Below are 13,322 nucleotides of genomic sequence, written 5' to 3'. Positions count from 1 at the left end.
TCCTGGAATATTGGGCTTTTTTCGGACAAATCACGGTAGTGCGGGACGGAGGTGGGCGGGGATCGACGGCTCCTCGTGCAGCAGGAGCGCGATCGCGCCCATCGCCGAGGCGTTCACGCCGAGGTCGGCCTGGGTGACCTCGATCTGGCGGGGCGACCGGGGCAGCGCCTGACGGGAGATCGCGTCCCGGATGGGGTCGAGGACCAGGCTGCCCAGCGCGGCCAGCTCGCCGCCCACCACGACCAGCGCGGGGTCGAGCTGGGTGACCGTGCCCGCCAGCACCCGGCCCAGGTCGGCCGCCGCCGAGGCGACCACCTCGCACACCGCGGGCACCCGGTCCTGCGCGGCGGTGACCAGCTCGTCCAGGCCCGCCAGCGGCACCCCGCGCGCGGCGCAGGCGTCCAGCAGGCGCTGACCGCCGATGCGGCCCTCCAGGCAGCCCCGGCCGCCGCAGTGGCAGGGCGGGCCCCCGGGGTCGAGCGAGACGTGGCCCACCTCGCCGCCCGCGCCGTGCGCGCCGCGCAGCAGCCTGCCGCCGGCCAGGAACCCGCCGCCCACGCCGACGGACCAGCGCACGTACACCATGTCCCGGACCGGCCTGGCCACCCCCCAGGTCGCCTCGGCCAGCGCCGCCAGCCTGGCGTTGTTGTCCACCGCCACCCGCACGCCGAACTCCTCGGCGACCCGCAGGGCGAGCGGCAGGTAGCGCGCGGGCACCCCTTCCGGCAGCCCTGCACGCTCGCCGGAACCAGCGCGAGATCCCAAGGGTCCGGCCACGCCCGCCGGTCCGGCATTGCCGGACCGCGCGTGGGGTCCCGGAGGTCCGGCCGCGTCCGCGGATTCCGAAGGGCTGGACGGTGCGTGCGTGGGTTCCGAGAGGGCGGGTGTGGTCGGCGCCGGGGTGGGGGTGCGGATATGGTCGTCGAGCACCCCGACCAGGCCGAGGCCGACCGCCTCCAGCGCGCCGAGGCTGATCCCGCGCTCCGCGGCGACCTCGCGGACGAGCCGCACCGCCGCCTCCGCCTGCTCGGCAGGGGCGGCGTCCTCGCGCAGGGCGGCCGAGGCGGTGGCGACGACCTGGTGCGCGGCGTTGGCCACGGCCAGCCGTACCCGGCCCCGCCCCAGGTCGAGGCCCAGGAGCAGGCCGGCGGCCGGGTTGAGCGAGACCAGCGCGGCGGGTCTGCCCCGGCCGCGCGGCTCGGCAGGCACCGCCTCGGTCTCGATCACCGCATCCCTTTCCATCAGGTCGGAGATGATGGCGAACAAGGTCGTACGCGACAGTCCGGTGCGCTCGGTGAGCTGGGCGCGGCTCAGCGCGCCCGCCGAGCGCAGCGCGGACAGCACGGCGTCCTCGTGCACCCGCCGCAGCCGCTGCAGCGCGTCAGTGGGGGTCGACATGGCACCATGATGGTGGGCGACGGATTTCTGTCATCTTCTCGCGAAAAATCAGCCCGCGGCCGCCGACGCGTACAGGTCGGCGGTGAAGTACGTGGCGGGGTCGGGTGACTCGGTCAGCTTGCCCATGGTGACGAAGATGTCGGCCAGGCCCTTGTACCATCCGGCCACCGAGCCGTCCTCGGCCATCTTGCGCAGCTCCGCCGTCGGCACGATCTTCGTCACCGCCGAGGCGCCCTTGAACTGCTCCCCGGGCGCCTTCAGGAACGTGGCCGTCAGCGTCTCGGCCTCGGCCGTGTTGGCCGCCACCCAGTCGTTGCCCTCCTGCAGCACCTTGAGCACCTTGGTGACGGTCGCGGCGTCCTCGGCGACCAGCTCGTTGCGGGCCACGAAGGAGCTGGGGAAGCTGAGCGCGGGATAGTAGTCCTCGCTCTTGGTCAGCTCCACCAGGTCGGGCACGTTCTTCTTGATGGTGTCGATCAGCGGGTACCAGATGGCCGCCGCGTCGATCTGCTTGCCGCTGAAGGCGGTCACGACCGTGCTGGGGTCCATGTTGACCTTCTCGACGTCCTTGCCCGTCAGCCCGGCCTCCTTCAGCGCCAGTTCGAGGATCATGTCGCCGGAGGTGCCCTCGGGCACGCCGATCTTCTTGCCCTTGAGGTCGGCGATCGAGGAGATGCCGGAGCCCGGGTGGACGATCACGCGGTCGGCCATGCCCAGCATGTTCGGGGCGATGATCTTGGCCTTGCCGCTGGCGGGCAGCCAGGTGGCGCCGGAGCCGATGTAGCCGAAGTCGATGTCGCCCGAGCCGAGCGCCTGGATCTGCAGCGGGCCGTTGGTGAACACCTTCAGCTCAGGCTCCAGCCCGTGCTTGGCCCACAGGCCCTGCTTGTCGGCGGCGGCGAGCACCGCCGCGCCGGCGAAGTCGGCGATGTAGCCGAAGCGCACCTTCGCGGGCTCGGCGCCGCCCTCCTCGGAGGAGGAGCCGCACGCGGTGACGGGCAGCAGGATGGCCAGGGCCGCGAGGGCGGCGGCCAGTATGCGAGGACGCCTCATCGGGAGGTCCTTTCTGGGTTCACGGGTGGGGTGACGGGCGGCATCAGGCCACCTCGTCAGCGACGCCGTCCACGTCGGGGGCTCGGCCCTCGCCGATGTCGGCCATGTAGCTCATCCAGCTGTACGCGGGATCGCCGCGGCGCAGCAGCTCCTGGTAGAGCCGCGCGGTCATGTCACGCCGGACCGCCGCGTAGGCGGGCACGGCGTAGACGTTGCGCAGCTCGTGCGGGTCGCTGTCCAGGTCGTACAGCTCGTGCACGCCTTCGGGGTTGAACACCAGCTTGTGGCGGTGGTCCCGGATCATGCGCTGGGAGTAGGGGAAGTGGTGGCCGTGGAACTCGGTGACCACCGAGTCGCGGCCCTTGGGCGGCTCGCCGCCGATCAGCGGGAGCAGGCTCGCGCCGTCGCACGGATCCTGCGGCGGCAGCCCGGCGAGGTCGAGGATCGTGGGGTTGAGGTCGATCAGCGTGGCGAAGGCGTCCACGGTCCGCGCCGGGGCGCCCGGCACCCGGACGATGCCCGGGATGCGGTAGATGTCCTCGTACATGGCGGGGCCCTTGTCGTTGAGCCGGTGCGCGCCCGTGAACTCGCCGTGGTCGGCCGTGAAGATCACCGCCGTGTCGTCCCACAGACCCAGCTCGCGCAGGGCGGAGAGCAGGCGCCCCACCTGCGCGTCGATCAGCGACACGTAGCCCCAGTAGGCGGCGATCAGCCCGCGCCAGGCGTCGGCGTCGAAGTGGTCGGCCGACCAGTACTCGGAGTAGCGGCGCTGCACCTCGGGTTTGCCGTCGAAGGTCTCGGCCATGGACTCCGGCAGCGGCACCCGCTCCGGGTCGTACATGTCGTAGAACTCGTCCGGGATCAGGTACGGCAGGTGCGGCCCGTACCAGTGGCAGGACAGCACGAACGGCCTGTCGCCGCGGTGGAAGTCGCCGGCGTAGCGCTCCAGCAGCTCCAGCGTGCGGTCGGCGAGGAAGGTCTCCACCGTGGCCGCCGCGGGCTGCTTGAGACGGCCGGCGATCAGGTGGCCGCGGCCGGTGCCGTTCTGGGCCGTGCCGAAGACGGGCCGCTCCACCGCGAACGGGGGATGGCCGTGCTCCTTCAGCCAGCTCTGGTAGGAGGGGTGGTGGAACGGGTTCAGCGCGCCCGGCAGGTGCTCGCCGTCCATGCCGTAGAACTCGGGGCCCCGTTCGCGGCCGATGTGCCATTTGCCGACGTGGCCCATGTTGTAGCCGGCGGCCAGCAGGGGCTCGGACATGACCGGCTGGCCGGCGGCGACCTCGTCGCGTCCGCCGCCGTTGCGCTCCGGGTTGACGAGCATGCCATGCCGGAACGGGTGCAGGCCGGTGAAGAGCGAGGCCCGCGCCGGGGTGCAGATGGCGGTCGGCGTGTAGAACCGGTCGAAGCGCGTGCCCTCCGCCGCCAGGCCGTCCAGCGCGGGCGTGCGGACCTCCGGGTTGCCGTAGCAGCCGAGAGTGTCCACCCGATGCTGGTCGGTCATCAGGAACAGGACGTTGCGTGGACTGGTCACCCGTACTCCGATCGCTCATTTTTTCCTGGGCGTTTACGTTAAAGGTGACCAGCGCTGACCGCAAGAGGGGCGACCTGGGCGTTACCGCTACTTTATTTCCGCTCTCTTGACGTTAATCGGCAAGGGTGATCACACTGTGCGAACCACCGCGCATCGATAAGGAGTCCCATGCGCCGCTCCCTCGTGGCCCTAGCGACCGCCGCGCTCTTAACTCCCGCACTCACCATCCCCGCACCGGCCCAGGCCGCCGCCGGGCCCGTCAACCTCGCGCTCGCCGGCGCCGCCAGCGCCTCCAGCGTCGAGCTGGACCGCGCCGACTTCGTGGCCGCGCACGTCAACGACGGCGACACCGCCACCCGCTGGTCATCGAAGTACCAGGACGACAACTGGGTCCAGGTCCAGCTCGCCGCACCCGCCAAGGTCGACCACGTGACACTCCACTGGCCGAACGCCTGCGCGCGCGACTTCGTCCTGCAGACCTCGGCCGACGGTCAGACCTGGACCGACGTCGCCTCGCTGCGGCGCGACACGTGCCCGCGCACCGACGTGATCGACGTGCGCTCCGCAGAGCCGGTCTCGTACGTGCGCGTGCACGGGAAGCAGCGCTGGGCCGCGTACGGTTACTCGATCTCCGAGTTCGAGATCTGGGACGGTCCGCCCGCCGCCCCCGAGCCCACGCTCGGCCTGCTGCCCAAGCCGGTGTCGCTCACCGAGACCGGCGGCGCCCCGTACACGCTGCACCGCAACACCCGCGTCCTGGCCCTCGGCGACGGCGCCCAGGCGCCCGCGAACCACCTGGCCCGCCTGCTGCGCCGGGCCACCGGCCACAAGCTGACGGTCGCCGCCGCCGGCCGCGGCCCGGCGCCCATCGTCATCGAGGTCGGCGCCGGCAAGGCGCCCGAGGGCCACGAGGCCGAGGGCTACACGCTGTCGGTGACCGCCGCCGAGGTGCGTATCCGCGCCGCCACCCCGAACGGCGCGCTCCACGGTGTCCAGACGCTCCGCCAGCTCTTCCCGCAGTGGGCCGAGTCGGGCGAGGTCGTCGGCGCCGAATGGACGGTGCCCGCCGTGGAGATCACCGACTACCCGCGCTTCGCGCACCGCGGCATGATGCTCGACGTCGCCCGCAGCTTCTACCCGGTGGACGAGGTCAAGACCTACATCGACGCCGCCGCCCAGTTCAAGGTCAACCGCCTGCACCTGCACCTGACCGACGACCAGGGCTGGCGCATCGCCCTCGACGACCCGGCGAGCAACCCGTCCGGCATCGACTACGGCGCCCTCACCGAGGTCGGCGGCGCCACCGCGATGACCGAGCGGGGCACCGAGCCCGGCATCACCGGCTTCTACACCAAGGCCGACTACGCCGAGATCGTCCGCTACGCCGGCGAGCACGGGATGACCGTCATCCCCGAGGTCGACCTGCCCGGCCACGTCAACTCGGCGCTGCACTCCGTCCCGCAGCTCAACACCCCGGGCGCGCGGCCGGCACTCAAGCCGGGCGAGACCACCGTCCCGCACAACGGCACCGGCGCCGTCGGCTACTCCTCCCTGGACGCGCACAGCTCGGTCACGTACGAGTTCGCCGAGCACGTGCTCACCGAGATCGCCGCCATGACCCCGGGTCCCTACCTGCACATCGGCGGCGACGAGGCGTTCTCGACCAGCCACGCGGACTACGTCAAGATGGTCGACGCCTTCACCGGCAACGTGCGCGCCCTCGGCAAGACCGTCGTGGGCTGGAACGAGTACGCCGGCACCGCGCTGCCGCGGGACAACGCGGTGGTGCAGTTCTGGAACGGCAACCGGAACGCCGTGGCCGCCGCCGTGAACGACCGCGGCGCCCAGGTCGTGCTCTCCCCGGCCGCGCACGCGTACGTGCCGCAGAAGCAGGATTCGCGCCAGCCCGAGGGCGGCACCTGGGCGTGCGGCGGGCCGTGCGGCCTGGACCGCCACTACAACTGGGACCCCGGCACGTACATCCCCGGCATCCAGGAGAGCAGCGTGCTCGGCGTGGAGTCGGCGGTGTGGGGCGAGTTCATCCGCCGCGTCGAGCAGGCGCAGTACTACGCCTACCCGCGCCTGATCGCCACCGCCGAGGTCGGCTGGACACCCCAGGACCAGCGGGACTACGCCGACTTCAAGAACCGCCTGGCGAAGATGGGCGGCAGGCTGACCGTGCAGGGCACGAACTTCTTCCCGACCGCCGACGTGCCCTGGCGGCTGGAGATCCTCGGCGGATCGGTGAGCACCCGCACCGGCCGGCCCACCGGCGCCTCCTGGACCCTCACCGCGCCCGGCCACACCGCCGCCGGCCTGGAGGCGGCCGTCACCTGGAGCGACGGTGTCCAGGAGCCCGTGACCCCGGCCACCACCAGGGAGGGAAGCATCCCCGGCATGCGGATCAACGCCGCCTTCACCGTGACCTCGGCCAGGACCTTCAGCCGGCCCGGCACCTACACCGGCACGCTGACGGTCCGCACGCCGGGCGGCGCGCCCGTCACCGGGGACCTGACGGTCACCGTCACGGGGTGAGCTCACCCTTCAGGCACAGCAGGAGACCGTGCGTCAGGGTGGTGGACGTGAAGCCGGACCCGGCGAGCGCGGCCTCGACCTTGACCGCGATCTCCTGAGCCTTGGCGGCGCCCGGCGGCTCGTAGAACAGGTGGAGCGAGCCGCCGGGCGCGAGCGCCCGCTTGACCGCCGCCAGCTCGGCGGCGGGGGAGCGGGTCCAGAAGACGTTCACGTTGACGGCGAACACCTTGTCGTACGGGCCGCCGGGCAGCCCGCCGCCGTCGAGCTCGGCCTGCTCGATCACCGCGGCGCCCGCCTCGACGTGGCGGGCGTTGCGCTCGCGTGCGGCCTTTACCGCCGTCGCCGACCGGTCGATCGCGGTGACGGAGGCGGAGCGCTCGCAGAGCAGTCCGACGGCGACGCCGCGGCCGCAGCCGATCTCCAGAACCCGCTCGCCCGGCCGCGTCTCCAGGGTCTCGACGGCCCACAGCAGCCTCTCCGGCACCTTCATGACGGCGAAACTAGCACCGCGCCCGGTGTCCGCCTGCCGGACATTACGTTTATGTCAGCTTTTGTCCTGGCAAGAGTCATACGCCAGCTTGAACCGCGAGACACAGGAGCCGACCGTGCACCATTTCGCGATCGCCACCGTCGCCGAAGAGAGCACCGACTTCCGCCGGGTCCTGTGGACCGGGGAGAAGGTCCAGGTCGTCACCATGACCATCCCGCCGGGTGGTGAGATCGGCGAGGAGGTGCACGAGGACACCGACCAGATCCTCACCTTCGTCTCCGGGACCGGAGAGGCCCGTGTCGGCGGTGAGGTCCGTCCGGTGAAGGCGGGCGACCTGGTCGCCGTCCCGGCGGGCACCCCGCACAACTTCGTCAACACCGGCGCCGCGCCGCTCGTGCTCCACACGGCGTACGGGCCGCCCGAGCACGCCGACGGCACCGTGCACAAGACCAAGGAGGAGGCCGACCTGGCCGAGTCAGGCGAGGGCTCGCGCTAGAAGGACAGGCCGGTCGGGAAGCGGCAGTCGCCGGAGCGGCAGTCGGCGAGGCTCCGGGCGGCGAGGTCGCGGGCCCGGGCCAGCTCGGCGATCCTCGCGTCGATGCGCTCCACCACCGCTTCCAGCCGCCACCGCTCGCTCGCGCAGGTCGCGCCGCCCGCGTCGTGGGAGCGCAGGGCGCCGGCCACCTCGTCCAGCGTGAAACCCAGCTCCTGCAGGGCCTTGGCGGCGCGGATCCTGGACACCGCCGACGCGTCGAACACCCGGTAGCCCGACGGCCTGCGCCCCGCCGCCGGCAGCACGCCGCGGCGCTCGTAGAAGCGGACCGTGTCCACGCTGACCCCGGCCTCGCGGGCCACCTCGCCGATCTTCACACCGCTCTCCTCTTGACCCTGGACCTAGGTCCAGACTCTACGCTCCGGAAGTGACGGAAGGAGAGCACATCATGGACACCCCACCGATCGTCTGCGACATGACCACCGCCCGCGACACCCCCGAGGAACGGCTGGCCGAGTACCGGCGGCTGTTCGGCGAGGCGCTCACCGGACGCGAGCGGACCGCCGGGGGCATCCGGTTCCGGTTCCGTGCCGGTGACGGGGTCGAGGAGTGGGTACGGGATCTCGCCGCGCGGGAGAAGGCGTGCTGCGCGTTCTTCACCTTCGAGGTCACGGCGCCGGGTGACGAGGTGATCTGGGACGCGGCCGCGCCCGATGACGCGGGGCCGATCCTGGAGGAGTTCTACCTGCTGCCGGAGACGGCGGTGGGTCCGGCCGAGCTGCTGCGGCGCATGGAGGAGCGTGGGCTCAGGATCCACCAGGGCTGAGACGACTGTGACGCCTCCCTCAACGGGAGGCGTCACAGAGCGGGTCAGGCCGGACGGCCCAGGCTGCGGAGCTGGTCGGGGGTCAGGGCGGAGACGTTGTGGTCGATGGGCTTGTCGGAGTACTGGTGGATGGTCCACGACTTCCAGTCCGCCGGCGGGGTGATCTCGCCCTTGGGCTTGCTGTAGTGGGCCACCCAGAGCGGGTACTCCGACAGTCCCGCGCCGTAGGTGTCGGCGAAGTGCCAGCCGCTGTAGAACAGCGGCGTGACGCCGGTCTTGGCCTTGACGTGCGACAGCCAGGCCTTGGCCCAGGCGTTCACCTCGGAGACGGACCTGCCGTTGGTCGTCTCCAGGTCCAGCACCAGCAGGTCGCCGGGCTTGGCGGGCTGGGAGTTCACCACGGAGAGGAAGTGCTCGGCCTCGGCGATCGGGTTGTTGCGCGGGTGCGCGTAGTGGTACGCGCCGCGCACGATGCCCTTCTTGTCCAGCTCCTGCCAGTGCCGGGCGAAGGTCTTGTCGGTGAAGCCGGTGCCCTCGGTGGCCTTGATGATGCCGAACTCGGCCGGGCTGGCCTCCCAGTCGTGGTCGGGCTGGTAGTTCGACACGTCCTGGCCGTACGTGAGCTGGGCCGCCTGCTGCTGGGCGATGGCCGGGTTCGGCTCGACGGGGGCGGCGGCGCCGCCGGTGGCGGCGATGGCGGTGCCGGTCACGCTGGCGACGGCGGTGGTCCCCGCCAGCAGCGCGCCGGCGAAGGCGTACTTGAGACGGTTGCTGGGACGGTACTTCAGCGCAGCGGCAAGCCGAGGCTTGGGCATGAGGAAATGACTCCTTGCTTCCATGCCGCCTACCGGGTTAGCTGACGGGTTCGGAGTTGGAAGTCCCCTACGGACGCTGGCGTCCGATTCACCCCAGGAAGTGGGTCCCCGGCTCCGCGAGACGCGGATTCGGCGGCCGTGCGCTGCCCTGGCGTGAGGGGGACACCGTCAGGACAGCGCACGGTCCGGTCAATCGATGCGGCAACAGAGTTGAGGTATCACCGCGAATACGCAAAAGGTATATATGCAGACAAAAATATTGCAAGTATGACATATCCGGTTTGGCGGTTCGGACCCGGGGTAGCACCCCCGAAACCCCTTGTACGTAAGGGAATCCGGCCTCCGGGTAAAATCTCCCGCCGGTGCCGTCACGGCGCCGCGAAAGTGCCCTGCCTGCGCACCGTGTGCCAGCGCAGCCGCACCCCGAGCAGCGCGGTCGCCACCGACTGGAACACCACCAGATACATCAGCTGCCGGTACACCAACTGCTGCAGCGGCAGCACCCACAGCGCCGACACCCGCTCCCGGTCCAGCCGCAGCGCGTACCAGCCCGCCGCCGCCTGCACCACCACGAACCCGGCCCACACCGCCACCGCCGGCAGCGGGTCGCCGACCGCCGTGTGGTAGACGGCCATCAGGTCCACCACCGGCGCCAGCAGCGGCAGCAGCACGTGGAACAGCGCCAGGTAACCCAGGCAGCGGCGGCCGAACGGACCCGGCTCGGCCAGCGCGCGGCGGTGCTTCCACATCGCCTGCATCGTGCCGTAGCACCAGCGGTAGCGCTGCCGCCACAGCTGCCCCAGGGTCGCGGGCGCCTCCGTCCACGCCAGCGCCCGCTCCTCGTACACCACCCGCCAGCCCGCCCGGCACAGCGCCATCGTCAGGTCGGTGTCCTCGGCCAGCGTGTCGGTGCTCACCCCGCCGAGCCCGACCAGCGCGCCGCGCCGGAACGCGCCGATCGCCCCCGGCACCGTCGGCATGCAGTCGAGCAGCTCGAACGCGCGCCGGTCCAGGTTGAAGCCGATCACGTACTCGACGTGCTGCCAGCGGCCGATGAGCCCGCGCCGGTTGCCGACCTTGGTGTTGCCGCTCACCGCGCCCACGCGGGGGTCGGCGAGCCGGCGCACGAGATGCCCGATCGTGTCCGGCTCGAACACCGTGTCACCGTCGACCATGACGAGGAACTCGTGGCGCGCGTGCCGGATGCCGGTGTTCAGTGCGGCGGCCTTGCCGGCGTTGTCCTGCCTGATCACCCGTACTCCCGGCAGCCGCGGCCCGGCGGCGGCCTCGGCGGTGCGGTCCGTGGAACCGTCGTCCACCACCAGCACCTCCACCGGCCCGGGGTACGCGGTCGCGACGAGCGAGCGCACGGTCGCGGCGATCCCCGCCTCTTCGTTGTACGCGGGCACGATCACGCTCACCCCCGGCGGCCGTTCCCAGGTCAGGGCCGGTCCCGGACCCCGGGAGCGCCGGGCGTGCACCCGGGCCAGCACCACCAGGAGCAGCAGCCGGGCCAGCGTCAGCACGCCGGTGGCGAACAGCACCCACCACAGCGCGTCCGTGAACGCGTTCGCCGCGCGCTGCGCCAGGCCGAGCGCGGCGCCGGCGATCCGCTCCGGCTGCGCGGCCGGCCGGTGCGCCGACGGCATGCCGAGCGCGGAGGTCAGCGTCTCGGCGCGGTAGCCGGCCCGGTCCAGCCGGTCGAGCAGGCGGCAGACGGCCTCGACTGTCTGGGCGCGGTCGCCGCCGGAGTCGTGCATCATCACCACCGCCCCGCGCCCGCCCCGCGGGAACGCGGCCCTGGCGATGCCGGCCGCGCCCGGCCTGCTCCAGTCCTCGGTGTCGAGGTCGGCCAGCGCGATCAGGTAGCCCTCGCGGCCGAGCATCGCCAGGGTGTCCCACTGCTCGCCGGTGATGGCGTCAGGGGTCGAGGAGTACGGAGGGCGGGCCAGCATCGTGTGCAGCCCCGTCGCCCCGGCCAGCGCCTTCTGGGTGAGGTTCAGCTCCAGCTCGGCCCGCCAGGCGGGGACGGCGGACAGGTCGGGATGGGTGTAGGTGTGGTTGCCGATCTCGTGTCCCTCGGCGACGATCCGGCGGGTCAGCTCCGGATGGGCGGCGATCTTCGAGCCGACCGTGAAGAACGTCGCCTTCGCCCCGTGCTTCTTCAGCGCGTCCAGCACGAGCGGCGTCCACTCGGGGTCGGGCCCGTCGTCGAACGTCAGCGCCACCGTGCGGGCCTTCGGGCGGGCGCCGGCCGGCTTGTCCCCGGTCAGGTCGAGCACCGGGCCGCTGCGGCGCACCGGCTCCAGCCACGACGCCGGGTCCCCGCCGCCTCGCTGGGGCCCGGTCTCGCCGACCACGTTCTTGACGAACCCGTCGAGCGTCAGCGCGCACCCCGCCAGCGCCACCCCGGCCAGCAACATCAGCCAGTGCCCCGAAGGCTCCACACCCCGCCCGGCCACCCGCCTCCTGCCCCGCCGCCGCCCACCCCGACGGACGTCACGCCCGTACGCCGGACCGGGCACCCGATCCGCCGCCTGCCCGATCGTCCTGCCGAGACCCGGGTCGTGTGCCTGCCCCCATCCGGGCGCGGGCGCGCTGTCCGGTTGTGGGACGGGGCGTCTGCGGCGGGGGGTCATGAGGGGGTTCCGGGGGTGGTGGGGTTCCGGGTCTGGGAGGGCTCGTCGCTGGAGTCCGGGGAGGGGGTCGCGGCGGGCTCCGGTTGCTGGGTGGGGGTGGTCTCGCCGGGGGGTGTGGTGTCGCGGGCCGTCTCGGGTTCCACGGCCACGCCCGTGTCCGGGGGCTCGGACGTACGGGACGGCCGCGCGGACGGTGAGGCGGGGCGGGCGGACGGGCTCTTGGCTCGCGTACGGGAGGGCGCGGCGGTGGTGCGCCGGCCGGAGGCGCGCGTGGGCGCTGACCGGGTCGGCGCCCGCCGGGACCTGGACCGGGAGAGGGACGGCTCCGGCTCGGCCTGCTCGCTGCCGGGAGCGGCGTCGTCGGAGGGCGTGCCGCCGGGCGGCGGGCTCGCGTGCCGGCTCGGCCAGCCGCCGGCCGGCAGCGGCGTGTCCGCGAGCACCGCGCCCACGAGCGTCACCGTCGCCGCCAGGGTGAGCGTGCTGACCAGGACCGCGCCCATCGTGAACCACCTCCTCCGCCGGCCGCTGTGGTCGACGAAGACCGCGCCGCTGGGCGGCGAGGGTTGCTCTCGGGCGGGGGTGAGGGGCGACATGGCCTGCTTCTGGGAAACCGGGGGGTGGGGACAGCTGATCATGTATAGACGATCATGCTGACGTCAAGTTGATGCTCGAACACAAGTTCGTAAAAATCAATCTATGTATAACCGTTGACCGACGCCGTCGTGGGCGACCGCGTGCGCGGCCTGTACGCCGACCCCGGCAAGATCCACCAGGTCGACCACACGGGCGAGCACTTCGCGCTGCGGACGTCGTTTTTGACAGGATGAGATCATGACGATCCTGCCGCTGAGCCCCGACGAGCTGCTCACCACCACCCGCAGCGTCCGCAAGCGCCTCGACCTGCGCCGGCCCGTGCCGGCGGAGCTCGTACGCGAATGCCTGGAGATCGCCCTGCAGGCGCCGAGCGGCGGCAACCGCCAGGGCTGGCACTGGATCGTGGTGACCGATCCCGGCCTGCGCGCCCGGATCGGCGACTACTACGGGCGTTCCGTACGCGCCTACCACGCGTCGGGGTCGTCCGCCGGGAAGCTGTTCCAGGACGACCCGGACCGGGCGGCGACGCAGCGGCGCATCTCCGACAGCTCCGCCTACCTGGGCGAGCACATGGGGGAGGTGCCGGTGCTGGTCATCCCGTGCATCGAGGTGCCCGGCGGCGGGTTCCCCGAGGGAAACCAGGCGGGGCTGTGGGGGTCGCTGCTCCCCGCCGCGTGGAGCTACATGCTCGCGGCGCGGGCGCGCGGCCTCGGCACCGCCTGGACCACCCTGCACCTGGCGTACGAGAGCGAGATCGCCGAGCTGCTCGGCCTGCCGGCGGAGGTCCGGCAGGGCGCCCTCATCCCGACCGCCTACTACACCGGCGACACCTTCAAGTCCGCCCCCCGGGTCCCGCTTGACCAGGTGCTCCATCTGGACGGCTGGTCGCGTCCCGGGCCGTCCTGATCCCGCGCTCCGCGGCCGGTTCTATGGCAAAGTAATCGGAAA

At 72.2% G+C, this 13,322-nt stretch carries 12 protein-coding genes and 1 riboswitch; of the genes, 4 read left to right on the top strand and 8 right to left on the bottom strand.

Annotated features, from left to right (window positions below; genetic code table 11):
• Positions 1 to 30: 30 nt before the first annotated feature.
• The 3 genes from ABD999_RS36525 to ABD999_RS36515 are packed head-to-tail and all read right to left on the bottom strand — an operon-like array spanning position 31 to position 3,982.
• Positions 31 to 1,398, bottom strand: a complete 1,368-nt coding sequence (locus ABD999_RS36525) for an ROK family protein (protein ID WP_271279989.1) — start codon at positions 1,396 to 1,398, stop codon at positions 31 to 33.
• A gap of 48 nt (positions 1,399 to 1,446) precedes the next feature.
• Positions 1,447 to 2,451, bottom strand: a complete 1,005-nt coding sequence (locus tag ABD999_RS36520) for an aliphatic sulfonate ABC transporter substrate-binding protein (protein ID WP_271279988.1) — start codon at positions 2,449 to 2,451, stop codon at positions 1,447 to 1,449.
• A 43-nt stretch (positions 2,452 to 2,494) separates the two neighbouring features.
• Positions 2,495 to 3,982, bottom strand: coding sequence for a sulfatase family protein (locus tag ABD999_RS36515; protein WP_271279987.1), 1,488 nt, complete (start codon positions 3,980 to 3,982; stop codon positions 2,495 to 2,497).
• 168 nt (positions 3,983 to 4,150) lie between these two features.
• Between ABD999_RS36515 and ABD999_RS36510 the strand changes: the two genes are divergently transcribed.
• Complete coding sequence (locus ABD999_RS36510) at positions 4,151 to 6,517, top strand: family 20 glycosylhydrolase (RefSeq protein WP_271279986.1); 2,367 nt, start codon at positions 4,151 to 4,153, stop codon at positions 6,515 to 6,517.
• Here the strand turns inward: ABD999_RS36510 and ABD999_RS36505 are convergent.
• Positions 6,507 to 7,007 carry a class I SAM-dependent methyltransferase gene (locus ABD999_RS36505; protein WP_271279985.1) on the bottom strand — a complete coding sequence of 167 codons (501 nt, stop codon included), beginning with the start codon at positions 7,005 to 7,007 and terminating at the stop codon, positions 6,507 to 6,509. The genes ABD999_RS36510 and ABD999_RS36505 overlap by 11 nt on opposite strands.
• Before the next feature lie 115 nt (positions 7,008 to 7,122).
• On the opposite strand from ABD999_RS36505, the gene ABD999_RS36500 reads away from it, so the two are divergent.
• Positions 7,123 to 7,503, top strand: coding sequence for a cupin domain-containing protein (locus tag ABD999_RS36500; RefSeq protein ID WP_271279984.1), 381 nt, complete (start codon positions 7,123 to 7,125; stop codon positions 7,501 to 7,503).
• On the opposite strand, the gene ABD999_RS36495 is transcribed toward ABD999_RS36500, so the two are convergent.
• Positions 7,500 to 7,877 carry a MerR family transcriptional regulator gene (locus ABD999_RS36495; protein WP_148031482.1) on the bottom strand — a complete coding sequence of 126 codons (378 nt, stop codon included), beginning with the start codon at positions 7,875 to 7,877 and terminating at the stop codon, positions 7,500 to 7,502. The two genes, ABD999_RS36500 and ABD999_RS36495, sit on opposite strands and share 4 nt — an antisense overlap.
• 71 nt (positions 7,878 to 7,948) lie before the next feature.
• On the opposite strand from ABD999_RS36495, the gene ABD999_RS36490 reads away from it, so the two are divergent.
• Positions 7,949 to 8,326 carry a hypothetical protein gene (locus ABD999_RS36490; RefSeq protein WP_271279983.1) on the top strand — a complete coding sequence of 126 codons (378 nt, stop codon included), beginning with the start codon at positions 7,949 to 7,951 and terminating at the stop codon, positions 8,324 to 8,326.
• A gap of 44 nt (positions 8,327 to 8,370) precedes the next feature.
• Here ABD999_RS36490 and ABD999_RS36485 read toward each other — a convergent pair whose 3' ends face one another.
• The 3 genes from ABD999_RS36485 to ABD999_RS36475 form a co-directional block, all read right to left on the bottom strand.
• Positions 8,371 to 9,141, bottom strand: a complete 771-nt coding sequence (locus ABD999_RS36485; protein WP_187281150.1) for a glycoside hydrolase family 25 protein — start codon at positions 9,139 to 9,141, stop codon at positions 8,371 to 8,373.
• 11 nt (positions 9,142 to 9,152) lie between these two features.
• A riboswitch (cyclic di-AMP (ydaO/yuaA leader) is annotated at positions 9,153 to 9,286 on the bottom strand.
• Positions 9,287 to 9,509: 223 nt separating this feature from the next.
• Positions 9,510 to 11,603 (bottom strand): bifunctional polysaccharide deacetylase/glycosyltransferase family 2 protein, encoded by a 2,094-nt coding sequence (locus ABD999_RS36480; protein ID WP_345483123.1) that lies wholly within the window; start codon positions 11,601 to 11,603, stop codon positions 9,510 to 9,512.
• Between the two features lie 173 nt (positions 11,604 to 11,776).
• On the bottom strand, positions 11,777 to 12,373 hold the full coding sequence (locus ABD999_RS36475) for a hypothetical protein (RefSeq protein WP_345483122.1): 597 nt from the start codon (positions 12,371 to 12,373) through the stop codon (positions 11,777 to 11,779).
• Between the two features lie 238 nt (positions 12,374 to 12,611).
• Here ABD999_RS36475 and ABD999_RS36470 point away from each other — a divergent pair, with 238 nt between their 5' ends.
• Positions 12,612 to 13,280, top strand: coding sequence for a nitroreductase family protein (locus ABD999_RS36470; RefSeq protein WP_271278878.1), 669 nt, complete (start codon positions 12,612 to 12,614; stop codon positions 13,278 to 13,280).
• The last annotated feature ends 42 nt before the right edge of the window (positions 13,281 to 13,322 follow it).

This window comes from Nonomuraea ferruginea (genome assembly GCF_039540635.1).
In the GTDB taxonomy this organism is placed as follows: Bacteria; Actinomycetota; Actinomycetes; order Streptosporangiales; family Streptosporangiaceae; genus Nonomuraea; species Nonomuraea ferruginea.
Note: the sequence above shows the minus strand (reverse complement) of the source record. Positions and strands in the feature narration are given on the sequence as shown.